At 71.9% G+C, this 24,779-nt stretch carries 23 protein-coding genes; 5 read left to right on the forward strand and 18 right to left on the reverse strand.

Annotation, left to right across the window (positions count from 1 at the left end; all coding sequences use genetic code 11):
• Nucleotides 1-25 precede the first annotated feature (25 nt).
• A complete protein-coding gene (locus OG764_RS08255) occupies nucleotides 26-541 on the forward strand; it encodes a methylated-DNA--[protein]-cysteine S-methyltransferase (RefSeq protein WP_328967747.1) in 516 nt (171 codons plus the stop codon).
• A 47-nt stretch (nucleotides 542-588) separates the two neighbouring features.
• Here OG764_RS08255 and OG764_RS08260 read toward each other — a convergent pair whose 3' ends face one another.
• The 5 genes from OG764_RS08260 to OG764_RS08280 form a co-directional block, all read right to left on the reverse strand.
• Nucleotides 589-1,221 (reverse strand): hypothetical protein, encoded by a 633-nt coding sequence (locus OG764_RS08260; protein ID WP_328967748.1) that lies wholly within the window; start codon nucleotides 1,219-1,221, stop codon nucleotides 589-591.
• A 9-nt stretch (nucleotides 1,222-1,230) separates the two neighbouring features.
• Entirely contained in the window at nucleotides 1,231-2,535 is a 1,305-nt protein-coding gene (locus tag OG764_RS08265; protein WP_328967749.1) for a hypothetical protein, read from the reverse strand.
• A 72-nt stretch (nucleotides 2,536-2,607) separates the two neighbouring features.
• Nucleotides 2,608-3,105, reverse strand: coding sequence for an NUDIX hydrolase (locus tag OG764_RS08270; RefSeq protein WP_328967750.1), 498 nt, complete (start codon nucleotides 3,103-3,105; stop codon nucleotides 2,608-2,610).
• Between the two features lie 162 nt (nucleotides 3,106-3,267).
• Nucleotides 3,268-4,359, reverse strand: coding sequence for an ADP-ribosylglycohydrolase family protein (locus tag OG764_RS08275; protein ID WP_328967751.1), 1,092 nt, complete (start codon nucleotides 4,357-4,359; stop codon nucleotides 3,268-3,270).
• Nucleotides 4,356-6,065 (reverse strand): BCCT family transporter, encoded by a 1,710-nt coding sequence (locus OG764_RS08280; RefSeq protein ID WP_328967752.1) that lies wholly within the window; start codon nucleotides 6,063-6,065, stop codon nucleotides 4,356-4,358. The genes OG764_RS08275 and OG764_RS08280 overlap by 4 nt, the downstream gene beginning before the upstream one ends.
• A gap of 141 nt (nucleotides 6,066-6,206) precedes the next feature.
• Between OG764_RS08280 and OG764_RS08285 the strand changes: the two genes are divergently transcribed.
• Nucleotides 6,207-7,358 (forward strand): glycerate kinase, encoded by a 1,152-nt coding sequence (locus tag OG764_RS08285; protein WP_328967753.1) that lies wholly within the window; start codon nucleotides 6,207-6,209, stop codon nucleotides 7,356-7,358.
• Nucleotides 7,359-7,559: 201 nt separating this feature from the next.
• Nucleotides 7,560-7,685 carry a hypothetical protein gene (locus OG764_RS08290; protein WP_328967754.1) on the forward strand — a complete coding sequence of 42 codons (126 nt, stop codon included), beginning with the start codon at nucleotides 7,560-7,562 and terminating at the stop codon, nucleotides 7,683-7,685.
• A 99-nt stretch (nucleotides 7,686-7,784) separates the two neighbouring features.
• Here the strand turns inward: OG764_RS08290 and OG764_RS08295 are convergent, their stop codons facing one another.
• From OG764_RS08295 to OG764_RS08335, 9 genes are all read right to left on the reverse strand, one after another.
• Nucleotides 7,785-8,495: a YczE/YyaS/YitT family protein gene (locus OG764_RS08295; RefSeq protein ID WP_328967755.1), complete on the reverse strand. Its 711-nt coding sequence runs from the start codon at nucleotides 8,493-8,495 to the stop codon at nucleotides 7,785-7,787.
• A gap of 96 nt (nucleotides 8,496-8,591) precedes the next feature.
• Nucleotides 8,592-9,218 carry a LysE/ArgO family amino acid transporter gene (locus tag OG764_RS08300; RefSeq protein WP_328967756.1) on the reverse strand — a complete coding sequence of 209 codons (627 nt, stop codon included), beginning with the start codon at nucleotides 9,216-9,218 and terminating at the stop codon, nucleotides 8,592-8,594.
• A gap of 95 nt (nucleotides 9,219-9,313) precedes the next feature.
• Nucleotides 9,314-10,612, reverse strand: coding sequence for a radical SAM family heme chaperone HemW (gene hemW / locus OG764_RS08305; RefSeq protein ID WP_328967757.1), 1,299 nt, complete (start codon nucleotides 10,610-10,612; stop codon nucleotides 9,314-9,316).
• A 68-nt stretch (nucleotides 10,613-10,680) separates the two neighbouring features.
• Nucleotides 10,681-12,186 (reverse strand): radical SAM/SPASM domain-containing protein, encoded by a 1,506-nt coding sequence (locus OG764_RS08310; protein WP_328967758.1) that lies wholly within the window; start codon nucleotides 12,184-12,186, stop codon nucleotides 10,681-10,683.
• A 35-nt stretch (nucleotides 12,187-12,221) separates the two neighbouring features.
• Nucleotides 12,222-13,658 carry an AmmeMemoRadiSam system radical SAM enzyme gene (gene amrS / locus OG764_RS08315; protein ID WP_328967759.1) on the reverse strand — a complete coding sequence of 479 codons (1,437 nt, stop codon included), beginning with the start codon at nucleotides 13,656-13,658 and terminating at the stop codon, nucleotides 12,222-12,224.
• Nucleotides 13,659-13,725: 67 nt separating this feature from the next.
• A complete protein-coding gene (gene fdxA / locus OG764_RS08320; RefSeq protein ID WP_328972918.1) occupies nucleotides 13,726-14,061 on the reverse strand; it encodes a ferredoxin in 336 nt (111 codons plus the stop codon).
• Between the two features lie 389 nt (nucleotides 14,062-14,450).
• Entirely contained in the window at nucleotides 14,451-15,872 is a 1,422-nt protein-coding gene (locus OG764_RS08325) for a phytoene desaturase family protein (RefSeq protein WP_328967760.1), read from the reverse strand.
• Between the two features lie 61 nt (nucleotides 15,873-15,933).
• Complete coding sequence (locus tag OG764_RS08330; RefSeq protein WP_328967761.1) at nucleotides 15,934-16,761, reverse strand: inositol monophosphatase family protein; 828 nt, start codon at nucleotides 16,759-16,761, stop codon at nucleotides 15,934-15,936.
• A gap of 302 nt (nucleotides 16,762-17,063) precedes the next feature.
• Nucleotides 17,064-17,477 carry a Fur family transcriptional regulator gene (locus OG764_RS08335; RefSeq protein ID WP_328967762.1) on the reverse strand — a complete coding sequence of 138 codons (414 nt, stop codon included), beginning with the start codon at nucleotides 17,475-17,477 and terminating at the stop codon, nucleotides 17,064-17,066.
• Nucleotides 17,478-17,744: 267 nt separating this feature from the next.
• Here OG764_RS08335 and katG point away from each other — a divergent pair, with 267 nt between their 5' ends.
• Both katG and OG764_RS08345 read left to right on the forward strand, forming a co-directional pair.
• Nucleotides 17,745-19,973, forward strand: coding sequence for a catalase/peroxidase HPI (gene katG, locus OG764_RS08340; RefSeq protein WP_328967763.1), 2,229 nt, complete (start codon nucleotides 17,745-17,747; stop codon nucleotides 19,971-19,973).
• A gap of 256 nt (nucleotides 19,974-20,229) precedes the next feature.
• Nucleotides 20,230-21,507 (forward strand): PP2C family protein-serine/threonine phosphatase, encoded by a 1,278-nt coding sequence (locus OG764_RS08345; RefSeq protein ID WP_328967764.1) that lies wholly within the window; start codon nucleotides 20,230-20,232, stop codon nucleotides 21,505-21,507.
• A gap of 54 nt (nucleotides 21,508-21,561) precedes the next feature.
• Here the strand turns inward: OG764_RS08345 and OG764_RS08350 are convergent, their stop codons facing one another.
• From OG764_RS08350 to OG764_RS08365, 4 genes are all read right to left on the reverse strand, one after another.
• On the reverse strand, nucleotides 21,562-22,209 hold the full coding sequence (locus OG764_RS08350) for an endonuclease (RefSeq protein ID WP_328967765.1): 648 nt from the start codon (nucleotides 22,207-22,209) through the stop codon (nucleotides 21,562-21,564).
• A gap of 85 nt (nucleotides 22,210-22,294) precedes the next feature.
• Nucleotides 22,295-22,852 carry an isochorismatase family cysteine hydrolase gene (locus OG764_RS08355; RefSeq protein ID WP_328967766.1) on the reverse strand — a complete coding sequence of 186 codons (558 nt, stop codon included), beginning with the start codon at nucleotides 22,850-22,852 and terminating at the stop codon, nucleotides 22,295-22,297.
• A 121-nt stretch (nucleotides 22,853-22,973) separates the two neighbouring features.
• Nucleotides 22,974-23,492 (reverse strand): DUF5133 domain-containing protein, encoded by a 519-nt coding sequence (locus OG764_RS08360; protein ID WP_328967767.1) that lies wholly within the window; start codon nucleotides 23,490-23,492, stop codon nucleotides 22,974-22,976.
• 176 nt (nucleotides 23,493-23,668) lie between these two features.
• A complete protein-coding gene (locus OG764_RS08365) occupies nucleotides 23,669-24,685 on the reverse strand; it encodes a TIGR03842 family LLM class F420-dependent oxidoreductase (protein ID WP_443056194.1) in 1,017 nt (338 codons plus the stop codon).
• Nucleotides 24,686-24,779 lie beyond the last annotated feature (94 nt).

Consider the following 24,779-nt stretch of genomic DNA (forward strand, 5'->3'; position numbering starts at 1 on the left):
CCTCGAACCGGAGAGAAGCACCGTCATGGAACGCCGGCACACCGTCATCGACAGCCCCTACGGCCCGCTCACGCTGGTCGCCACCGAGGGAGCCCTCAGCGGTCTCTACATGACCGGCCAGCGGCACCGGCCGGCCGAGGAGTCCTTCGGCCCGCGGGTCGCCGCCGAGGACGAGCCCTTCCCCGAAGCGGTGCGCCAGCTAACCGCCTACTTCGCGGGCGAGCTGACCGACTTCGACCTGCCTCTGCGGCTGGAGGGCACGGACTTCCAGCGCAGCGTCTGGGACCAGCTGGTGCAGATCCCGTACGGCGAGACCTGGTCATACGGGGAGCTGGCGGCGCGGCTGGGCAAGCCGAACGCCTCACGGGCGGTGGGCCTGGCCAACGGGAAGAACCCGGTCGGCATCATCGTGCCCTGCCACCGGGTGATCGGGGCCTCCGGCAGCATGACCGGCTACGGCGGCGGCCTCGACCGCAAGGAACGCCTGCTCGCCTTCGAGAGCGGCCGCACCCCGGCCCCGGCGGCCGCCGCCCTGTTCTGACGCGTGGTGGGCGCCGGGGCGGCCCCGAGGCCGCGGGCGGGCCGGGCTCACGGGTGCGGCGGGGTCTCCCCCGGCATCAGTCCCGGGGCGGGGGTCTCCGCGTCCGGCGCGCCCCCGGGCCGCTCCCCCGGCATCAGGCCGTCGCCCGCCCCTTCGGGGGTCTCGCCCGGCATCAGGCCGGGGTCGCCCGCCGGCCGCTCACCGGGCATCGGCGAGTAGCGCAGCGTCCGCGGCCCCGGCGGCGCGTCCGCTCCCGGTGCCTCCCGGTGGTCCCGCGGACGTGCGGTTTCCCGAGCGGTCCGCAGGCGCCGGACGAGTTCCTCCGGCGCGTCCGGCGGCACCGAGGACCAGGCCACCTTGCGGACGCCGGCGTCGGGGTCGGCGACCAGCTCGCCGAGCAGGCCCACCGCGGCGTCGGCCGGCAGGTTGGCCGCGGCGCCGGCGGCCGCCACCCGCAGGACCGGGTCGGCGCTGCGGGCCGCGCCGGCGACCACGGCGCCGCCCTGGTCGCCGTCGAGCAGGCTGGCGGCGTACACGGCCTTGGAGGCGAGCATCGGGTCGGCGCCCTCGGCGAGCTCCCGCAGGTGCGGCAGGCTTCCGGGGCCCAGCCGGGCCGCCGCCGCGTAGTCGGGCTCCTCGGGTTCGAGGACCTGGCGTACCTGTTCCATCGTCACGGTCACGGCGGCCTCCTAGACGTCCTGGCTGAACGGGCTGGCGAGCATGGTCTGCACTTCGCTCGCGACCAGGTCGGGCGGCGGGTTGGTGATGTTGGACGTGCCGTTCCCGGTCATCAGCCGGTCGTTGTCGTCGACGTGCCGCAGGCCCAGGACGTGGCCGACCTCGTGGCCGAGGGTCCAGCGGGTCGCGCCCTGGGCAACGACGGCCGAGGGCTGTCCGGCGGGGTGGGCCGCGCAGCCGTTCAAGGGCGGGTTGGTCGAGCGGACGAAGTAGACGACCACGTCGTCGGCGGCCGCGTTGGCGCGGTGCGCGAACAGCTGGTTCTGCTCGGCGGTGGTCTGGCCCAGCCGGCACTCGCCGACGTCGACGTCGTCGAGGGTGGGCAGGGTGAGGGTCTCGGTGGAGGCCAGGGTGACCGCGATGCCGGCGGCCGCGTACACGTCGCGCATCGTCTGCACGGCGGTCGCGACGGGGACGGTGGGCGCGGTCAGCACCTTGGCGTGCAGCCGGACCGTGGGGACCCGGTCCCACCAGCGGTGCCACATCGCGCTGTCGCTGCCCGCGGCGAAGACGTCGATCCGGTCGGAGTCCCAGGAGACGGCCGCGGGGGCGGAGGTGAGGAGCCCGCCGAGGCTCTCCCATCCCGACCAGCCGTTGTCGAACCACTTGTGCCACAGGGCGGAGTCCTTGCCCGCGGCGAACACGTCGAGGCGGCCGTGCCGCCAGCTGGCCGCGGCGGGGGCGGAGGTCAGGAATCCGCCGAGGCTCTCCCATCCCGACCAGCCGTTGTCGAACCACTTGTGCCACAGCGCCGAGTCCGAGCCGACCGCGAACACGTCGATGCGGCCGTTGCTCCACGACACGGCCGTGGGCGCGGAGGTGAGCACCCCGCCCAGGCTCTCCCATCCCGACCAGCCGTTGTCGAACCACTTGTGCCACAAGGCCGAGTCCGTGCCCCGGACGAAGACGTCGAGGCGGCCCGCCCGCCAGCTCGCGACGGCCGGCCCGGAGGTGAGCACTCCGCCGAGACTCTCCCAACCGGACCAGCCGTTGTCGAACCACTTGTGCCACAGGGCCGAATCGGTGCCCCGGACGAAGGTGTCGATGCGGCCCGCGCCCCAGGACACGGCGGCCGGTTCGGAGGTGAGGACTCCGCCCAGGCGCTCCCAGCCGGACCAGCCGTTGTCGAACCACTTGTGCCACAAGGCGGAATCGGTGCCGCGGACGAAGGTGTCGAGGCGGCCGCGCGACCACGACGACACCCCCGGTCCGCTGGTCAGAGTTCCGCCGAGACTTTCCCAACCGAGCCAGGTCATGGCGCTCCCTTCCGGGCGCAGTGTCCCCGCGCGGAAGCGGCCCGAAACAGGCACAAACCAGGACGAGCGGCGTCAGGAGACCGGGAGGCCGTTTTCCAGTTCGACGGCGCCGGAGCCGGTTTCCAGGACCTGGTGGGCCGATGCGATCCGCAGGGCGAGGTGGCCGGGGAGGTAGTCGGCGAGGTCCGCGGGCGCGACCGTGCGCCAGGAGAGGAGTTCGTCCTCCTGGAGCTCGATCGACGCCAGCTGGGCCTCGTCGAGGACCCCGCCGTCGTAGACGTACGCGACGACGGGCGGGCGGGGGCGGTCCATGCCGAGGACCCAGTCGACGGCGAGCAGTCGGCCGAGCGGCAGGTCCAGGCCGATCTCCTCCAGCGTCTCGCGGCGGGCGGCCTGCCGGGGCGACTCGCCCTGGTCGGACTCGATGGTTCCGCCGGGCAGGGCCCAGCCCTCGCGGTAGTTGGGCTCGACGATCAGCACCCGCCCGCCGGCGTCGCGGAAGAGTGCGGCGGCCCCGGCCAGCACCCGGGGCAGGCTCGCGATGTACGTGGCGTAGTCAGTCGTGGTCACCCGGCCACCTTAGGGGGTGTCCGGTGGGTCTCCGCGGGGAAGGAGCGGCGTCCGGTGCGTGCTCTCGGCGTGCCGGACGGAAGCCCGCGTGCCGGGCGTACTCGGGCTTCCGTCCGGTGCGGCGAGAGTGCGTGCCGGGCGTCGCGACGCCGCCAGGATCCATCAGACACCCCCTGGAGTGTCCGGTACCGCCGCCATCCGTTCCGTACGGGCGGCCAGCTCGCGGATCGAGGCGCCGTCGAAGCCGGCGACGGCGCTGCGCACCAGGTCGGCGAGCGGATCGGTCCACTGCCGCGGGATGCGGGCGGCGCCGTTGAGCACGCCCGCGACGGATCCGGCGGTGGCGCCGTTGGAGTCGGTGTCGAGGCCGCCGCGCACGGTGAGGGCGATCGTGCGGGTGAAGTCGCCGTCCCCGTAGAGGAGTCCGGCGGTGAGGACGCCGGCGTTGGGCACGGCGTGGATCCAGCCGAGTCCGGCGGTGGCGGCCTCCACCTCGGCCAGGGTGGTCTCCCAGTCGAGTCCGGCGGCGTGCAGGGCCAGCACCTGGCGGACCGTACGCGCGAACCTGCTGCCCGCCGGGACGATGGCCAGGCCGGCCTCGACGGCCTGGCGGGGGCCGGGCGCGGTGAAGGCCGCCGCGATGGTGGCGGCCGCCCACATCGCGGCGTACACGCCGTTGCCGGTGTGCGAGAGCACCGCGTCGCGGCGGGCCAGGGAGGCGGCCCGGCGCGGGTCGCCGGGCGAGGTCCAGCCGTAGACGTCGGCGCGGATGAGCGCGCCGATCCACTCCTGGTACGGGTTGTCGTAGGTGGCCGTCAGCGGCGGGTGCAGGCCGGCCACGAGGTTGCGGTAGGCGACCCGTTCGGCGGTGTACGTCTGGAGGTACGGCATGCCCAGCAGCCAGGCCTCGCCGACCTGTTCGGTGCTGAAGTCCGGGCCGTGGGTCTCCAGCAGCCGCAGGACGAGAAGCGACCAGTCCACGTCGTCGTCGCGGCAGCTGCCGTGGACGGCGCCGCGCACGCACTCCGGCCACTCCGGGCGGAGCTGGAACTCGCCGGGCGCGGCGGGCGGTACCAGGGCGCCGGGCGGCGGGAGGTAGTCCGTGAGCGGGAGCGCGCCCGTCCGGCGCAGGTAGGAGTCGATGCGGGCGCGCGTCCAGTGGTCGCCGCGCTCGACCGGCTTGCCGAGCATGTTGCCGGCGATCCGGCCGAGCCAGCCCCCGAGGATCCGGTCGTGGAGGGTCGGTGCGGTCATGGGGCGGGGGTGCCGCCGGGCTCGTCGCCGTCGCGGCGGGCGTCGGCGACCCGGCGCAGCCGCGGGTGGCGGGCCTGGCCCTGTTCGGTGAGGGCGTCGCCGACCATCGCCTTGACGGCGTCGCGCATGCCGTGGAGGGCGTGGTGGCGGGCGGGTCCGGCGCCGGGGTCCTCGCGGAGTTCCTTCACCAGCGCCCAGCAGAGCACCAGCATCACGATGACGAAGGGCAGGGCGACGAGGATGGTGGCGGTCTGGAGGGACTTGAGGCCGCCCGCGACGAGGAGGACGGCGGCGACGGCCGCCATGAGCACGCCCCAGGTGACCACCAGCCAGGTCGGCGGGTGCAGGGAGCCGCGGCTGGTGAGCGAGCCCATGACCAGCGAGGCGGAGTCGGCGCTGGTCACGAAGTAGGTCATGACCAGGACCATCGCGACCCAGGAGGTGGCGGTGCCCAGCGGGAGTGCGTCGAGCATCGCGAAGAGGGAGGCCTCGGCGCCGTCCTTGACCTTGGACGCGAGGTCGGCGGCGCCGGTGGATTCGAGGCGGATCGCGGTGCCGCCCATCACGCAGAACCAGACGACGGTGGCGCCGCTGGGGACGAGCAGCACGCCGATGAGGAATTCGCGGATGGTGCGGCCGCGGGAGATGCGGGCGATGAAGGTGCCGACGAAGGGGGCCCAGGACAGCCACCAGGCCCAGTAGAAGATGGTCCACGCGCCGAGCCAGGCGGCGTCGGTGAAGGCTCCGGTGCGGGTGGCCATGGGCACCAGCTGGTCGAGGTAGCCGCCGATGCTGGCGGGGATCACGTCCAGGATGTAGACGGTCGGGCCGAGGACGAAGACGAAGGTCATGAGGGCGCCGGCCAGCACGATGTTGATCGTGGACAGCCACTTCACGCCCTTGTGGAGGCCGGAGAAGGCGGAGAGCACGAAGGCGGCGGAGAGCGCCGCGATGATGATCAGCTCGACGGCCTTCGAGTCGTCGACTCCGGCGGTGATGCCGAGGCCCTCGGCGACCTGGAGGGTGCCCAGGCCCAGGCTGGTCGCGGTGCCGAAGACGGTGGCGAAGACGGCGAGGAGGTCGATGGCCCTGCCCTGCCAGCCGTCGGCCCGGCGGGCGCCCATCAGGGGCACGAAGGCGGAGCTGAGCCGGTTGCCGCGGCGCTTGCGGAAGGTCGCGTAGGCGAGGGCCAGCCCGACGATGCCGTAGATCGCCCACGGGGTGAGGGTCCAGTGGAAGAACGAGTAGGCGAGGGCCGTACGGGCGGCGTCGCCGGTGCCCGGTGCGGCGCCGCTCGCGGGCGGCGGGGCGAGGAAGTGCTGGAGCGGCTCGCCGACGCCGTAGAACATCAGGCCGATGCCCATGCCGGCGCTGAACATCATGGCGATCCACGCCGAGGTGGTGAACTCGGGCTCGGAGTCGTCGGCGCCCAGCCGGATCCGCCCGTACCTGCTGATGGCGAGGACCACGCACATCACGAGGAAGACGTCGGCGGCGATCACGAACAACCAGGCGAAGTTGTCCAGCACCCAGGCCAGGGCGGTGCTCGACGCCGTGTCGAACGAGCTCTTGGAGAAGGCCGCCCAGGCGACGACCGCGAGCACAGCGGCGATTCCGATCCCGACCACGGCGTGGTCGGGCGCGCCCTCCCCGGGGTCGCCGGCCGGGGTGGCCGGTGGTGGCTGGTCCAGCGAATCCGTACTCATGTGGCCCCACTATGGGGGTGAATATCACCTTTTTATGGCGTGGCGCGCCGGGTGTGACCTGGGGCACGCATGGGCATAGGAGGATCCTCCGGATAGGCTCGGGGTGGCGCGACTGCACGTTCGATAGCAAGGGATCAGCAAGTGACGGACGGAGCAGTAACTGAGGCCGCGCGCGTACTCATCGCCGCGGACAAATTCAAGGGCTCGCTCACGGCCGTGCAGGTCGCGGAGCGGGTGACGGCCGGGCTGAAGGCCGCGGTCCCCGGCGTGGAGGTCGAGACCCTCCCCGTCGCGGACGGCGGCGACGGCACGGTCGCGGCCGCGGTGGCGGCCGGATTCGAGCGCCGGGAGGTACGGGTCACCGGGCCGCTCGGCGAGCAGGTCACGGCTGCCTTCGCCCTGCGCGACGGCACCGCGGTGGTGGAGATGGCGGAGGCGTCCGGCCTCCAGCTGCTCCCCCGGGGCGTGTTCGCCCCGCTGACGTCGACCACGTACGGCTCGGGCGAGCTGCTGCGGGCGGCGCTGGACGCGGGTGCCACGAGCATCGTCTTCGGGGTAGGCGGCAGTGCCACCACCGATGGCGGCGCGGGCATGCTGGCGGCGCTGGGTGCGGTGTTCCTGGACGCGGCCGGCGAGCCGGTGGGCCCCGGCGGCGGGCCGCTCGCGGACCTGGCCTCCGCGGACCTGTCCGGACTCGACCCGCGCTTCGCCGGGGTCGAGCTGGTGCTGGCGAGCGATGTCGACAATCCGCTGACCGGCCCGAAGGGCGCCCCGGCGGTGTACGGCCCGCAGAAGGGCGCCTCGCCCGAGGATGTGGCCACGCTCGACGCGGCGCTCTCGCACTACGTCACCGTGCTGGAGAAGGCCATCGGCCCCAAGGCGGCCGAGTGTGCGCTCGCCCCGGGCGCGGGCGGCGCGGGCGGCATCGGCTACGGCGCGCTGGTCGGCCTCGGCGCGAGTTTCCGCCCCGGCATCGAGCTGATGCTCGACGTGCTCGGCTTCGCGCCGGCGCTGGAGCGGGCCACCCTGGTCATCACCGGCGAGGGCTCGCTCGACGAGCAGACCCTGCACGGCAAGGCCCCTGCGGGCGTGGCCGCGGCCGCGCGCGCGGCGGGCAAGGAGGTCGTCGCGGTCTGCGGGCGCCTCGCCCTGACCGAGGAGGCCCTCCAGGCGGCCGGCATCCGCCGCGCCTACCCGCTCACCGCGATCGAGCCGGACACGGCGAAGTGCATCGCGAACGCGGGCCCGCTGCTGGAGCAGGTCGCCCGCGCGATCGCCGCCGACACGCTCTGACCCGGCGGGTCCGTGCCGGTCGCCCGGCCCGGACCGGGTGGTGGTACCTGGAACCGTGTTCGAAACCTCCTTCGCGGCATGCCGCGAGGGAGGTTTCGGCATTCCGTGCCACCTTTGGGCCAGGGCTGTCGATCATGAAATAGCGGGCTCCCGTACCGGGTATCCCTTCCTCGTGACCGCGGCGACGGAGCGGGGGCTGCGATGAGCGTGCTCGGATGGATCGTTACGGTACTGGCCGCGTGGTGCGCCCTTTCGCTGCTGGCGGCGGCCCTCTACGCCTACGGCCGCACCCGCCAGCGCCACCGTCACCACCACTGCCGCCACTGACGGCGGCGAGCGGGCAGGGCCCCGGAAAGAGTGTGGTCGTGCTCGAATCCCCCCGCGCTTCGGGGGGTTCGCCTCCGCGCCGGACGTCCGCGGCGCGCACTACCCGGAGACCGGGGCGCCCTGACGGGCGGGAGCCGGCGCCGCGAAGCCCCGGTCGGGGATGTCGAGGTAGCGGCGGTTGAAGCGGACGAAGGGCTCGATCAGCAGGTCGACGAAGACGAGGAAGGTCAGCGTGCCGACGCCGACCGGGCCGCCGAGCAGCCATCCGGCGGCCAGCAGCACCGCTTCGATCAGGCCCTTCCCGCACCAGAACGGCCACTTCCACCGCTGCCTGATGGTGATCGCGACCAGGTCGATCGCGCGGATGCCGAAGCCGCTCATGATGATCAGGGACGAGGCGTACGCGCACAGCACGGCGCCGGCGAGCATCAGCGGGTAGCCGCCGAGGCGTAGGTGTCCGGCGAGGCCTGCCCACTGGAGCAGGTCGATCAGGGAGCCGCAGAGGAAGAACGTCACGAACGGCGAGAGGACCGGGCGCCGCCGGTTCCACCCGGCCCAGATGCCGATGCAGACGACGGCGACGGCCGCCTGGCAGATGCCGATGGTCAGCGGAAGGTGTTCGAGGACCCCGAGGGCGAAGACGTCCAGGGGGTCGGTCCCGAGCCGCGACCGTATGAAGAAGTGGGCGCCCACCGAGAACAGCAGACAGCCGGCCGGGTAGACGAGCGCGGGATGCCGCACCCGTCCCGCGGGCTGCCCGGCGGGATGCCTGTCGACGGGCGGGAGGCTGCGGTCGCCGGTGCCGGTCATGCGGTTCTCCGGTTCTCCAGAAGACGGATGGACGACGAAGGCCCGGCCGCCGGAGGCGGAACCGGGCCTTCTGCGGCACGTCGCGTGCCGGCGACGTCAGCCGATGGCCTGGTAGGCGAGGAAGCCGCCGAAGAACATGACTCCCACGCCCGCGAGCAGGTCCACGCCCTGGAGCATCCGGGAGGTGAACCACCGCCGGAACACGGCGGTCCCCAGACTCAGGGTCGTGAACCACAGGAGCGTGCCGCACGCCACGCCGACGAGCATGGCCACCGACGCGGCGAGCGAGCCGGTGACGTTGGCGGCGGAGGCCGCCGCGAACGCCGCGGCCCAGTAGCCGATGGTCGCCGGGTTGGCGGCCGTGGCAGTGAGGGCCGTACGGAACGCCGTCCACGCGGGGACGGCTTCGCCCTCGGTGTCGACGGCGCCCTTGGCCTTGAACGCGGAGCGCACCGAGCGGAAGCCCAGGTACGCCATGACCACTGCGCCGGCGAGGCCCAGTGTGGTGCGCAGTACGGGAACATCCAGCAGCTTGCCGACTCCGGCCAGCCCCAGTGCCGCGTAGACCGCGTCCACCAGGGCCGCCCCGAGTCCGATGGCGATGCCGGGTACGAGTCCGTTGCTGAGGACGCTTCGTACGCAGAGCAGGCCGATCGGGCCGAGCGGAAGAGCCACCAGGAATCCGAGACCGAGTCCGGCGACCAACGCCGGAATCAGGTTCACCGTTTACCCCCGTTGTGCATTCCGGTTTTCTCGATTCCGGTTAAACGAAAGTGCGACAATCCCTTCCGCCTCCTTGGAGCACGCCTCGCCGTCGGTCATTCGACGAGTTCGGATATCCCGAAGCGTACTTCATCGGCCTCTGCGGGGCTGAGGTCGTCAGGGGCGTAGAACATCTCGTACACATTCGTTGACATGAGCTGCCCCGACCGGGTCAGCGAATACACGTCGCTGCCCTGCCTTTCCAGCCATCCCTTGTCGAGAAGCTGCTCCAGCTCGTGTCCGAAAACATCCTCCATGGCGATTCCGAAGCGGTTGTGGAAGTCCTGGCGGTAGATCTCGCACATCTTGAGGCCGCGAATCATGACGCGCCGCATCTCTTGTTCCTTGGTGAGATACGTGGCGAAGTCGAGCGGGATCTTCCCCTCGTCGACGAGTTCGTAGTACTGCTTGAGCGGCTTGACGTTCACGAAGAGCCGGTCGTGGATCACGCTCTTCGAGGACACGCCGAATCCGATCATCGGCCAGGTGCGCCAGTAGTACTCGAGGAACTTCGAGTAGTCGGCGCAGCGGTCCGGGTGGTAGTAGCCGGTCGAGCTGCGCCGCTTGAAGCCCGCCGCCTCCAGGGCGTCGATGGCGTACTCGTACATCCGCGCCTCGTCCTCGGGCGAGGGGAGCGACATCTTCCCGGACTTGATCAGCGAGTGGAAGGCCGTCTTCGGCCAGATCTCCAGGCCGTAGGCGGTGATGCAGGCGGGCTCCAGCTCGATCGCCCGGTCCACGCTGTGCTTCCAGTCGTCGAGGGACTGGTCGGGCAGCGGGAAGATCAGGTCGATGTTGGTGTGCGTGAAGCCGCCGTCGACGATGGTCCGGTACGCGCGCTCGGCGGTGGCCAGGTCGTGGGACCGGTTGCAGATCTTGAGCAGCCTGTCGTCGAAGGCCTGGATTCCCAGGTTGAGCCGGTTGAAGCCGGCCTCCCGCATCAGCGCGATCTTCTCCGCGTCGACCGTGGACGGGTCGAATTCGAGGGCGATCTCCACGCCTTCGTTGAAGGTGAAGGACTCCCGGCACACGTCGAGCAGGTGGGCGGTCTGGTCGCCGGTGAGGATTCCCGGGGTGCCGCCGCCGAAGTATACGGCGTCGACCCGGAATCCCGGGAAGGCGGGGTTCGCGGCGAACGCGCGGATTTCCTTTTCCAGGGCGTCGACGTACTGCGCGAAGTGCTTCTCGTTCTTGTTGATGTAGACCGTGTAGTCGCAGAATCCGCATTTGGTGATGCAGAACGGCACGTGGACGTAGAGCACGGCGCTCTCGGGGCGGAAGTACTCCTCGTACTCGTGCTTGCGGTACTTGAACGGGTACGTGTGGATGTTGCGGCGGATGATGTTCTCGGACATCTGGCAGTCGCTCCTCGTGGTGCCCGCTGGGGAAGGTGTCGAGGCGTGTCCGCACGGCGCGGGAGCCGTCAGCAGAGCACCCGGAAAGGCCCGTAGTCGGCGGCGAGGTCGGCGGCGGGCCGGTCGTTGGGGACGACCGGGCGGCCGCACGAGACGAACAGGTCGTCGTAGCGGGTCCGGGACCGGCCGCGGTACTGCGCACCGGAGGCGGCCAGCATCTTGATGACCTCTTCGGCGAGCATCAACTGGTACTGGCAGGACTCGTTGTTGAGGACGTTGACGTCGCCCGAGGCGACGTGGTTCTCCTGCCGGCAGCCGCCGCCGCACAGGTACCGGGCCCAGCAGCCCCCGCAGACCGGGTGCTCGTCCACGGTCCGCCGCCACTCGGGGTGGGGGCGGGTGATGCCCTCGGCGCCGGTGCCCACGTCGAAGCTCTCGTCGCCGACGAGGCGGTGGCACGGGCTGACGCTGCCGTCGGGCGAGTGGGTGTAGTACGTGCGCCCGCCCGAGCAGAAGGCCAGTGCGGTGGCGCCCTCGGTGACCATCTGCACGGTCCGCTCGTACTCCAGCACGCCCTTGAAGCGGTTGCCGGCGGCGAACAGCTCCGGGTAGTGGACGAGGAAGTCCTTGAACTGCTCGACGATGCCCGGCTGGAGGAAGTGGTTGATGTAGGTGATGCCCTGCGGTTCGGACAGCTTGCGGTCGCCCAGGGTCAGGGCGATCGGGACCTTGGTGCCCTGTTCCACCGGGTAGACGCCCGGATAGATCTGGAAGTAGTCGAAGAGGTCCAGGGACCACAGGTCGTGCACGTTGTCGCGCAGGCTGGGCTCGGCCGTGGCGATCGTCATCCGCGCGACCAGGGTGACGTCCTCGCCGCAGGCCTCGCGCAGCCGGCGGAGGTTGCGGACGATCCGGTCGTAGGAGCCCTTGCCGTTCTTCGAGGGCCGGTTGGCGTCCTGCACCTCGCGTCCGCCGTCCAGGGAGACGGACACGATGAAGCCGAACCGCCGGAACAGGTCCTCGACGCCCGCCGGCATCAGGGTGAGGTTGGTGGAGATGCGGTGGACGAACTCGGTGCCGTCACGCTCGGCGATGCCCCGGGCGCGTTCGCAGATCTTCTCGATGACGGAGAAGTTCGCGAGCGGCTCGCCGCCGAAGAACTCGAAGCGGACCCGCTGGCCGGGCGCGGTGTTCGCGTCGATGAAGTCGAAGATCCAGGCGATCGAGTGCTCGCCCATCGCCTCGGTGATCCGGCCGTAGTCCCCGCCCTCGGCGAAGCAGTACGTGCAGGCCAGGTTGCAGACGTTGGTCAGATTGACGTTGACGGCGAAGTCCGCGCCGTCCGACAGCGCGCTCTGCGACAGCGTGCTCCGGTTGGTCTCCTCGCCGATGCCGGCGCCCGCCCGCAGGCGGTCCCAGGCCAGCCGCTCCGCCGGCAACAGCCCGTCCACGCCCGCCTCCAGCCGGCGCGCGGTGTCGGCGGGTGCGAGCAGCAGGCGGTGGTTGCCGGTGATGAGCACGGCCGAGGTGTCGTCGCTGAACGGCAGGACCCGGTAGTCGGTTCCGTGCCTCATGGCATGCCCTCTCTCTCGGTCCTCGTGGGACCGGCTCAGGTGCGCGTGCCCGGCTGGAACAGGGGCAGCGGCGAGATGTCCTGGTTGAGGGTGCCGGCGGCGACCTCGGTCGTCGGGAAGTGGGCCCGGTCGAAGACCTGGTGGAGGCTGGAGGTGCACCGGGCGGGGATGGCGACCTGTACGCCGATCTCGCCCGGGGTGCTCTTGGCGGCGATGTACCGGAAGCTCTCCTGCGGTGCGAGGTCGATGACCTCCCAGCCCTGGTCGGCGGCCGCGTCGCCGTGCCGGCGGGTGTACGCGCGGGCCGGGGCGGCGGAGTCGTTGCGCATCTGGACGTGCAGCGCGCGTACGTCGCCGTGCCAGTCGAAGCCGGCCACGTCGAGGTCCGCGCCGGCGGGCAGGTCGGCCACCCTGGTCCGGCGCCGGGCGTCCGGGAGGAGCCTGAGCGGGGCGTGGCCGCCGCAGGCGACGCAGTTGCCGGCGGCGTCGATGCCGACCAGGTCGGCGTTGAGCCCGTAGCGGGTGACCTGGAGCTGTCCGCACCGGCTGCACCAGGTGTTGGTCGACTCGGTGTCGTACACGTTGCCGAGGTAGACGTGCTGGAGGCCCATGCCGAGGGCGGTCTTGCGGGCCCGCTCCAGTCGGTCGACGGGGGTGCGGATCGTGTTGGTCATCTTGTAGTCGGGGTGGAACCGCACGAAGTGGGTGGGCACGGACGGGTCCAGCCGCTCGCCGACGAAGGTGGCCATCTCACGGGCGGTCTTCTCGTCGTCGCTGAGGTCGGTGACCATCAGGGTGGAGACCTCGACGTGCTTGCCGGCCCGGTAGACCTGCTCCGTTCCTTCGAGAACGGGTTCCAGCCAGCCCTTGGTGATCTTCCGGTAGTACGTCGGATCAAGGGATTTGATCGAGACCGAGAAGATGTCGATCACGGGAATGAGTTCTTCGATCGCCTCGCCGCTGATGAAGAAGGCGGACTTGTAGAGGTTGACGATGCCGGCGGCCTTGGCGAGCGCGGCGGTCTCCACGACGAACTCATGCCATACGACCGGGTCGTTGTAGGTCCAGGAAATGACCTTGATGCCGTGCCGGACGGCGATGTCCACCACTTCCTCGGGGGTGTACTGGTAGACGTCCTTGTCTTCCACGTAACGCGCCTGCGAGGTCTTCCAGTTGTGGCAGTAGTCGCAGTTGAGCATGCATCCCACATTGCCCATGGAGAGAATCCGGGCACCGGGCGCGTAGTGGAATACGGCTTCCGTCTCGATGGTTTCCTCGGTGGCGTGGACGGACCGTCCGTAGTTCAGGGTGACCAGGCGTCCGTCGTGATTGGCGCGCACCATGCAGAATCCGTGCTGACCGGGCCGCATCTTGCAGTTCCGGGGGCTGAGATGACATCGGACGACACCGTCGTCCAGGCGTTCCTCCAACCTGGCGGGGTGTGGCTCCTTGTTCCAGTTCGACTGCGTCACAGGCTGACCTTCCGCGTGGGTGGTGGGCGGGTAGCGTGTGGATCGGATCCGGCGGGGCGCGGGCCGTTCAGTCGGCGGCCGGCTGGCGGGGCAGCTCGGCGACGTACGCGTGGTCCACTCCGGCCGGGCCGGTCACGGCGGCGCCGCCGGCGGATCCGAGTGCGGTGGTACGGGTGAAGAATTCGGCGTTGACCTGCTCGTACACCTGCCATTCCGCGGGCAGTTCGCTTTCCCGGTAGATCGCCTCGACCGGGCAGGCGGGTTCACATGCGGAACAGTCGATGCATTCGTACGGCTGGATGTAAAGGGTGCGTTCACCCTCGTAGATACAGTCGACGGGACAGACGTCCAGACAGGCTTTGTCCTTGACGTCCACACATGGTTCAGCGATCACGAAGGTCACAATGGCCCCCATTGCCTGCTGCCTTGTCGCGTGCGCAGCACGGTCGCCGCGCGGAGCGGCGCCGGGGAATGTTTCCCGTGGGTCAGACGAGAAATGATCGAATCGGCACGTGGCCGCGGCCAGCTTGACCGCACGGATGTACGGGAGTCAAGCGCCGCACGTTTCGCCCATCGGCCGAAATTCCTACGTAAGGCTCGCCTTACCTGGAAAGTGGATCGCGATGACCTGCGGCTCCGTGAAGGCCCGTGCGCGGGAATTCCCCGAGGACGGCCGAGAAATGGCGCCCGCGGCCGACGGCCGCGCGGATCCGCCGTTCGGTCCGAAAACCGTCGGCGGGGACGGCCGGCGGACGGGCCCGGACCCGCCCGGACCCACCCGTGCCGGAGCGCTCAGCGGCCCCCGCCGCGCAGCTGCCGCCAGACCGCCTTGGCCGCGTTGTGCCCGGACATGCCGTGCACGCCGGGGCCGGGCGGAGTCGCCGAGGAGCAGAGGAAGACGGCCGGGTGCGGGGTGGCGTACGGGCGCAGCGACAGCTTCGGGCGGAGCAGCAGCTGGAGGCCGGAGGCCGCGCCGCAGGCGATGTCCCCGCCGACGTAGTTGGGGTTGCGGGCGGCCAGCTGCGGAGGGCCGGCGGTGGCGCGGGCGAGCACCAGGTCGCGGAAGCCCGGTGCGAACCGCTCCAGTTGGCGTTCGACGGCGTCGGTGAGATCGCCGTCCCACCCCGCGGGCACGTGCCCGTAGGCCCAGAAGGTGTGCTTGCCCTCCGGCGCGCGGCCCGGGTCCACCAGGCTGGGCTGCGCGGTGATCAGGAACGGCGTACGGGGAGCCCGGCCGGCGGAGGCCAGCTGCAGGGCGGCGTCGATGTCGCGCAGCCGGGGGCCGACCTGGACGGTGCCCGCCCGCCGGGCCTCCGGCGCGGTCCACGGCACCGGCCCGGACAGCGCGTAGTCGATCTTGAACACTGCGGCGCCGTAGCGGTAGCCCTCGTAGGCCCGGCCGAGGCGGGCGATGCGGGCGAGCGCGGTGGGCGACGTGTCGAAGACGTACGCGCGGGCCGGCGGGAGGTCGTCGAGGCGCTTGACCTCGAAGTCCGTGTGGATCTGCCCGCCCAGCTCGGCCAGGTATCCGGCGAGGGCGTCGGAGATGGCCTGGGAGCCGCCGCGCGGCATCGGCCAGCCGCCGGCGTGCGCGGCCAGCGCGAACACCAGACCGACCGCGCCGGTGGCGATCCCGCCGAGCGGGGCGATCACGTGCGCGACCAGCCCGGCGAACAGCGCCCGGGCCGGCTCGTCGCGGAACCGGCGCAGCAGCCAGGTGGACGGCGGCAGTCCGGCGAGCCCGAAGCGGGCCAGCGTGGCCGGGTCCCGCGGCAGGGCGGTGGACGGCAGCGACATGAAGTCCCGGGCCAGGGTGTCCCACCGGCCGAGGAAGGGCGCGACGAGCCGCCGGTAGGCGCCGGCGTCGCGCGGGCCGAAGGACGCCGCCGTCTCGGACACCGAGCGGGAGAGCACGGCGGCCGTGCCGTCGTCGAAGGGGTGCGCCATGGGCAGCGGCGCGTGCAGCCACTCCAGGCCGTGGCGCGCCAGCGGCATCGTCGAGAACACCGGCGAGCCGGCGCCCAGCGGGTGCACGGCGGAGCACGGGTCGTGGCGGAAGCCGGGCAGGGTGAGCTCTTCGGTGCGCGCTCCCCCGCCGACCTTCGGCTCGGCCTCGAAGACGGCCACCGAGAGGCCGCGCCGGGCGAGCTCGACGGCGGCGGTCAGCCCGTTCGGGCCCGCCCCCACGACCACCGCATCAAGAATCGACGGCACCTTCGGACTCCTTCGTCTGCCGGCGGCACTGCGCCCAGGATATTGCGGCGGGCAAGGGCCTTCAGGCCCCGCCCCGCAACAGGTCCGCGATCCGTACGACGGTCGGCTCGTCGCGCGCGATGACGAACGGCAGCACGTTGTCCCGGTCCACCCGGAAGGGCTCCCCGGCGACGGTGGCCTGCGCGCCGCCGGCCTCGGCGACGAGCAGCAGGCCGGCCGCGTGGTCCCAGGCGGAGGGCCAGTTGAACGCGAGGGCGTCCATCTCGCCCCGGGCGATCTTCAGGTACTCCAGGCCGGCGGACCCGCACGGGCGGGGGACGACGCCCGGCACGTCGAGCCGGGCCAGGACCCGCTTGTCCTCGTCGCTCGTGTAGAACGGGTGGGCGGTGGCGACGCGCAGCTCCGCGCCGGCCTCGGGGGAACCGCTGTGGATGCGCTGCCCGTTGACGAACGAGCCGGCGCCGCGGACGGCGGTGGCCAGCTCGTCGAGGGCGGGGGCGTACGTCCAGGACGCGAGGATCTCGCCGTGCAGGGCGAGGGCCACCAGGGTGCAGAAGGCGGGCTCGCCGTGGACGAACTGGCGGGTGCCGTCGACCGGGTCCACGATCCACACCGGGGCGTCGCCGCGCAGCGCCCCGTACACGGTGGGGTCGGCGTGCACGGCTTCCTCGCCGACGACGACCGAGCCGGGCAGCAGCTTGGTCAGGGAGGCGGTGAGGTACTCCTCGGCGCGCCGGTCGGCGACGGTGACCAGGTCGTGCGGGCCGCTCTTCTCGTCGACCTCGTGCTCGGCCAGTTGCCGGAATCTCGGCATGATCTCGACCGCCGCCGCCTTGCGGACGGCTTCCTCGACGTCGGACAGGTCGCGTGCCAGGAACTCTTCGATCATGCCCCCATCACATCACGCCCCGCGCCCAAACCCCACCGCCTTTGCATGGACTCCCGATGAAGCCAAGCCCGCCGTCGGCGCGACCCCCTGCGTACGAGGCCCTGCGTACGAGGCCCTGCGTACGAGGCCCTGCGTCACCTCCAGCCGTGTCGGCGCTGCGTGCCGCAGTCCCCGGCGGCCTCAGCCTCAGCGGGACTGTCCGGCCTCGCCGGCGCGCTGTGGGGGCGACTTCCAGCCTCGCCGGCGTTTGAGGCGCGGGGTTTGGGGCGGAGCCCCAAGAGGCTGGAGGGTGCGCGGGGTGGCTACGGGGCGCAGGACGGGCAGAGGCCGCGGTAGGTGACTTGCGCGTCGGAGACCTCGAAGCCGTAGCGCTGGTGCACCGGCAGGTGGTCCAGGGGATCCCCGGTCGGGTGGACGTCACGGATGAGGCCGCACCCCGAGCACACCAGGTGCTCGTGCGGATACCGCGCGTTGGGGTCGTACCGCTTCGCGCGGCCGTCCGTGGACACCTCCGCGACCTCGCCGAGCGAAACCAGCTCGCCCAGCGCGTTGTACACCGTGGCCCGGGAGATCTCGGGTAGCCGCTGCGCGGCCCGCGCGTGCACCTCGTCGGCGGTCAGGTGCACGTGCTCGCCGTCGAGTACCTCCGCCACGACCCGCCGCTGCGACGTCATCCGCCAGCCGCGCTGCCGCAGCCGCACCACCAGGTCACTCATACCGGCTCACCTTTTCGCGTTCGGCGGGACGCCCGAGGCTGCGCCGCCGGTTGTCCGGGATCCGATGGGATATGGGATTGGTGTCCTTCTTGACTTGGAATTAGTCCATCGTAGGATCAGATTAATTGCTAGCCAAGGGGCAGGAAGGCTCCCGAGCGGCGAAACCGAGGCCATCCACCGCGGCCATCCATCGGGGCCGGGCCCCGACCGTTCCACTGCATGCAATCCCTGAGCACCGCGTGATCCGCCTGGTCCGGAAGGATTCCCATGTCTGAGAACCATGACGCAATCGTCGTCGACGCCAACAGCGAGGGCGGAGGTGGCTGCCCGGTCGCACACGGCCGCGCCTCCCACCCGACCCAGGGCGGCGGAAACCGCCAGTGGTGGCCCGAACGACTCAACCTGAAGATCCTTGCCAAGAACCCCGCCGTGGCCAACCCGCTCGGCGAGGAGTTCGACTACGCCGAGGCGTTCAAGGGCCTCGACCTGCCGGCCGTGAAGCAGGACATCGCCGAGGTCCTGACCACCTCGCAGGACTGGTGGCCCGCCGACTTCGGCCACTACGGCCCCTTCATGGTCCGGATGGCCTGGCACAGCGCGGGCACCTACCGGATCAGCGACGGCCGCGGCGGCGCCGGGGCCGGCCAGCAGCGCTTCGCGCCCCTCAACAGCTGGCCGGACAACGGGAACCTCGACAAGGCCCGCCGCCTGCTGTGGCCGGTGAAGAAGAAGTACGGCAAGAGCCTGTCCTGGGCCGACCTCATGATCCTCGCCGGCAACGTGGCCCTGGAGTCGATGGGCTTCGAGACCTTCGGCTTCGGCGGCGGCCGCGCGGACGTCTGGGAGCCCGACGAGGACGTGTACTGGGGCCCCGAGACCACCTGGCTCGGCGACGAGCGCTACACCGGCGACCGCGAGCTGGAGAGCCCGCTCGGCGCGGTCCAGATGGGCCTCATCTACGTCAACCCCGAGGGCCCGAACGGCAATCCCGACCCGATCGCCGCCGCGCGCGACATACGTGAGACGTTCCGCCGGATGGCGATGAACGACGAGGAGACGGTGGCCCTGATCGCGGGCGGCCACACCTTCGGCAAGACCCACGGCGCGGGACCCGCCGAGAACGTCGGCCCCGACCCCGAGGCCGCTCCCATCGAGCAGCAGGGCTTCGGCTGGAAGAACTCCTTCGGTACCGGCAAGGGCGGCGACGCGATCACCAGCGGCCTGGAGGGCATCTGGACCAAGACGCCGATCACCTGGGACAACACCTTCTTCGAGACCCTGTTCGGCTTCGAGTGGGAGCTGTTCCAGAGCCCGGCCGGCGCCAACCAGTGGCGGCCGAAGGACGGCGCCGGAGCGGGCACCGTGCCCGACGCCCACGACCCGTCGAAGACCCACGCGCCGACGATGCTCACGACCGACCTCTCGCTGCGCTTCGACCCGGCGTACGAGCAGATCTCCCGTCGCTTCCTGGAGAACCCGGCCGAGTTCGCCGACGCCTTCGCCCGCGCCTGGTACAAGCTGACCCACCGCGACATGGGCCCGGCCGTGCGCTACCTCGGCCCGGAGGTCCCCTCCGAGGTGCTGCTGTGGCAGGACCCGCTCCCGGAGGTACGGCACGAACTCGTCGGAGCCGCGGACGTGGCCGCCCTCAAGGAGCGGATCCTCGCCTCGGACCTGACCGTGGACCAGCTCGTGTCCACCGCGTGGGCCTCGGCCTCCTCCTTCCGCGGCAGCGACAAGCGCGGCGGCGCCAACGGCGCCCGCATCCGCCTCCAGCCGCAGATCGGCTGGGAGGTCAACGAGCCCGACCGCCTCGCCTCCGTGCTGCGCACCCTGGAGGGGATCCAGGAGACGTTCAACTCGGCCCAGTCCGGCGACAAGCGGGTCTCGCTCGCCGACCTGATCGTGCTCGCGGGCGGCGCCGCCGTCGAGCAGGCCGCCAAGGACGCCGGCTTCGACGTCGAGGTGCCCTTCACGCCGGGCCGCGCGGACGCCTCGCAGGAGCAGACCGACGTGGAGTCGTTCGCCGCGCTCGAACCGGCCGCCGACGGCTTCCGCAACTACCTCGGCAAGGGCAACCGCCTCCCCGCCGAGTACCTGCTGATCGACAAGGCCAACCTGCTGAACCTGAGCGCCCCCGAGCTGACGGTCCTCGTCGGCGGCCTGCGCGTGCTGGGCGCCAACCACCAGCGGTCCCGCCACGGCGTCCTCACCACGGCGCCCGGCACCCTGACGAACGACTTCTTCGTCAACCTGCTCGACCTGGGCACGACGTGGACGGCGACGTCCGAGGACGCGAGCACCTTCGAGGCCCGCGACGCCGCCGGCGCGGTCAAGTGGACCGGCACCCGCGCCGACCTCGTCTTCGGCTCGAACTCGGAGCTGCGCGCCCTCGCAGAGGTCTACGCCAGCGACGACGCGAAGGAGAAGTTCGTGACGGACTTCGTCGCTGCCTGGACCAAGGTCATGGAACTCGACCGCTTCGACCGGTCCTGATCACCCCGCACCACCCAGCACGACGAAGTGGCGCCCGGTTCACACCGGGCGCCACTTCGGCGTCGCCGAGGCTGGTCGGTCGGCGCTACGCGTACGCGCAGCCGGCACTGGTACACGTACGCATTCCCCCACCCGCCGGGGTCCCCACCGCCATGCCGGTCGCCTCCGCGGCCGGGGAGGGCGAGGATGGGACAGGGGGCCGGCGGTGAGGATCGAGGCGCGCAATGGCCCGTGAAGCTGTGGAAGCAGGGCGGCAGTGACCGCACAGGAGCCCGCCCCGGCGGCGCCCGGGGGCCTGGGGCCCGTTCTGGCGTGGGTGCTGGAGCGCTCCCACGGTGCGTCCGCACTCCAGCTGGCCGGTGTCATCGGTGAGGCCGCCCGCCGGCTCGGGATCCCGCGGACCCGCCTCTACCTGGCCGACCTGCAACAGCAGCGGCTGCTCCCGCTGCCCCAGCCCGACCTCACGGCCGAGGAACGCGATGGTCTCGACGTGGACGGCTCCCTCGGCGGTCTGGCCTACCGCACCCAGGCAGTGCAGTCGACGCGCGACGGGGACACGACCTGGTTCCCCATGGTCGACGGCATCGAGCGGATCGGCGTCATGCAGGCCCGCGCCCCCGGGCCCCACTCCGGCTCCGCCCCCGCCCCCGGCTCCGGGTCCGGGTCCGGGCCCGGGCCCGGGCCCGGGCCCGGCCTGCTGGAGGCCGGCCGGGCGCTGGCGAGCCTGGCCACCCTCCTGGTGGTCTCGAAGTCCACCCACCACGACCCGCTCGTCCAGGGGCAGCGGGTACGGCCGATGACCCTCCAGGCCGAACTGCTGTGGGCGTTCCTGCCGCCCCGGACCATCGGCACCGACACGGCCACGTCCTCCGCGGTGCTGGAGCCGGCGTACGACATCGGGGGTGACGCCTTCGACCACAGCTTCATCGACGGGGTCCTGCACCTGACGCTGGTCGACGCGATGGGCCACGACCTCGCTTCCGGGGGTGCCAGCGGCGCCGCTCTGGCCGCGTGCCGCGCCACCCGCCGCGCGGGCGGCGACCTCCCCGACATCGTCGCCACCATCGACCGCACCCTGGCCCAGTGGATCCCGGACCGGCTCATGACCGCAGTCATCGCCGAACTCGACACGACTCAGGGGGACTTCACCTGGATCAACTGCGGCCATCCGGCACCGCTCCTCATCCGCGAAGGCCATGTGCTGCAGAACGCCCTCGAACGCCCGGCCCACCTCCCCCTCGGCTTCGGCTTCCACGCCGCCGACCCCCCGGAACAGGAACACGTCCGGCTCCAGCCCGGGGACCGCGTCCTGATCTACAGCGACGGCATCACCGAAGCGCGCTCACCGACGGGCGACCTCTTCGGCGAGGAGCGCCTCGCCGACACGGTCATCCGCTCCACCGCCTCGGGCGCGAACGCCCCGGAAGCACTGCGGCGCCTCGTTCAGAACCTCCTCACCCACCACCGGCACCGCCTGCGCGACGACGCGACGATCCTGCTCGTCGAATGGCACCCCTCTCCCCGGGCCCGCTGACCACGCCGGCGCGCCGGCCCCGGAAGGGGAGCCGGGGCCGTACTCGGCGTGCGGTCATCCTGACGGCGTCCGCCGGTCTTCACCCGCGCCCCGCCGCAGGAGCCCGGCTCGTACGAGGGCTGCCGCGAAGCGTGGCAGGTCCTCGGCGGTGACGAGGCGGGAGAGGGCCGCGGGCGTCTTCGGGAGCCCGAGCGCGGCGGCGGCGTCTCGGGCGCGGCGGTCGAAGGCGGGCCGCAGTTCGGGCCACACGCCCTGGGCCTCGCGGCAGAAGATGTCGGCTCCGACCGGTCCGATCCGGGGGACCTCCTGGAGGAGTTCACGGATCCTGCCCGGGTCTCCGCCGGCGGCTTCGCGCAGCCGGCGCAGGTCGCCGCGGTAGCGGTCCAGGAGCAGCCGGGCCCCCTCCCCCAGCGCGGTGGCGGTGCTCTCGTCGTAGCGGCGGTAGTGGGCGCGTCCGAGGGCGTCCACCCGGTCCTGCCAGGAGGCGTCGGCCATCGCCCGGGGGGTGCGCATCCCGGCCGCGAACAGCTCGCGGGCGGCGGCGACCGCGATGTCGGCCCTGATGCGCACCGAGAAGAGCACGCACAGGGTCAGGAGCCGGTAGAGCGGGGCGGGCGTGTTCCGCAGCCGGATGCCGGCTTCCTCGGCGTGGGTCCGTCCGTGCTCGTCCAGCAGGTCTCGGACCGTGGCGCGCTGGGTCATGGCTTCCGCCCTCCTTCCGGGGTCGGTGCGGAGAGGCGCTGCCGGGCGTGGGTGAGCGAGCGGTGGTACGACGCCTTCACTCTCCTCACCCGCCGTCGGCGTGCCGGCGGAAGGCGTCGGCCGCGGGCACGATGCGGGCCGACAGGTTGATCTCCATCATGCGCAGGGCCGCCTCGGCCAGGTCCTGGTGGATGTGCGCGACGGCGTCCCGGGCGACCGTCACCGAGAGGTGCCGGATGTGCGCGTCGAGGGCGGAGTAGAGCACGCACTGCTCGGTGACCTGCCCGCACAGGACGAGGCGGGTCACGTCGAGGGAGTTCAGCAGGTAGGCGAGCGGGGTCTCGTAGAAGGCGGAGTGCCGTGCCTTGACGACGAAGTACGCGGACTCGTCGGGCCGCAGCGGTTCGACGAGCTCGGCGTGCGGGCCCGCGAGGGCCGCCTCCAGGAGCTCGCCGTGGTGGGAGCGCCATTTCCCGAAGTTGTCATTGGCGTAGATCACCGGGAGTCGCTGCCTCCGGGCCTGTCCGAGCAGGTCCACCACGGCGGGCAGGGCCCGTGCGACGGACGGGATCAGGGCGTCGGCGTCCTCGTGGTCGTAGGTGTTGAGCATGTCGATGATGACGAGTGCGGTCGTCTTCGCCACGACGGTCCACCTCCCGGGCCGGCCCGGCAGCGTTCGGAAGCCTCCCCCTCACCTCGCCTACCCCGCGAGTCACCCGTAAACGGCCGGGCCCCGTCGGCGGCCGGCGAGCAGCTCCGTTCCGTCACCGAGGGGCCGACGCGGCCAGGTGCGCCTCCGCCGCCAGGACGGCCTCGTACACGGTGGCCCGGCCCAGGAGGACGCACAGGGTGTAGCCGGCGTCGTCCATGGCCCGCACGGCCGCGGGGTCTTCGGGCGCGGCCGCGAGCCGGGCGCGGCAGCAGCGCAGCCGCGTCAGGACCTCCTCGGTCCTGGACAACGACGGGGTGAGCACGTTCCCCCGCTCCCCGCCCGCCACGGTGGTACGCCCGGCCTGCATCGCGCGGTGCACGGCCCGCTTGACGGACGCGGGAACGGGGGTGCCCGGGGTTCGCGCGACCATCGCGGCCGCCAGCGCCTCGGGAGTCGTGCCGGCGAGGCCGGCGGCGGCCTCGAGGATCCGCCGCGCGTCGCGGGCCGTGCACGGCGTCGCGGCCATCAGCATCCCCACGGCCCGAGCGGTCGTGGCAGCACCGGGCAAGGGCCCGCCGGTGGGGGCGACCGCAGCGGACGGGGGGTGGGGACGGCTTCCGGCTACGGACATGCGAGATCCTTCCAATCCAAGGCGGGACCGCGCGCGGACGCGCGTACGGAAGGTATTCCCCCGCTGCCGCTGCCTGTAAGCACGGAGGCAGAGCGATTCACGGTGATGGCGTGCTCGGCCGTGACGGCGTGCCCGCCCGGCCGTGTTCGGGGAGTGGCGGCCCCGGCATCCGGCCGTCAGCCGTTGACCGCCGGGATGACGTGGCTGCCGTACGCGTCGATGGTGGCTTCGCGGGCGTCGTGCATGGCGTAGAGCGCGAACTGGTCGACGCCCAGATGCCGCAGGGCGCGGAGCTTGTCGATGTGGGCTTCGAGCGGGCCGAGGAGGCAGAAGCGGTCGACGATCTCGTCGGGGACGAAGTCGGTCGAGGTGTTCCCGGCGCGGCCGTGGTGGCTGTAGTCGTAGCCGTGCCGGTCCTTGATGTACGCGGTCAGTTCGTCCGGCACCATCCCGGAGTGCTCGCCGTACCGGGAGACCAGATCGGCGACGTGGTTGCCGACCATCCCGCCGAACCAGCGGCACTGGTCGCGGGCGTGCGCGAGGTCGTCGCCGACGTACGCCGGGGCGGCCACGCAGATCGTGATCGCGTCCGGGTCCCGGCCGGCCCCGGCCGCGGCCTGCCGGACCGCCTTGACCATCCACTCCGTCAGGAAGGGGTCCGCGAGCTGGAGGATGAACCCGTCGGCCTTCTGCCCGGCGAGGGCCAGCGCCTTCGGTCCGTACGCGGCCATCCAGACGGGCAGTTTCCCGTCCTTGATCCACGGGATGCGGATCGGGTTGCCGTCGACCAGCGCCTCCCGGCCTTCGGCGAGGTCGCGGATCACGTCGATGGCATCGCCGAGCCGGGCCAGGGTGTTCGGCGCGCGCCCGGCCACCCGCATGGCCGAGTCGCCGCGGCCGATGCCGCAGACGGTGCGGTTGCCGTACATGTCGTTGAGGGTGGCGAAGGTGGAGGCGGTGACCTCCCAGGTGCGGGTGCCCGGGTTGGTGACCATCGGGCCGACGTGCAGTTTCTGCGTGTTGGCGAGGATCTGGCTGTAGATGACGAACGGTTCCTGCCAGAGGACCGCCGAGTCGAAGGTCCAGCCGCAGCGGAAGCCGTTGCGCTCCGCGCGCTTCATGAGGCTGACCACCTGCGAGGCGGGCGGATCGGTCTGGAGGACGAGGCCGAAGCCCCGGTCCGCCTCAGTGATCGCCGCAGAAGGCTGCCGAGTTCATCTCATCCCCGCATCCGACTTCCTCGGCTTCATCGAAGAGCACGGCCTGCTCGCCCCCTTGCTACGCCAC

This window comes from Streptomyces sp. NBC_00239, from assembly GCF_036194065.1.
Taxonomy (GTDB): domain Bacteria; phylum Actinomycetota; class Actinomycetes; order Streptomycetales; family Streptomycetaceae; genus Streptomyces.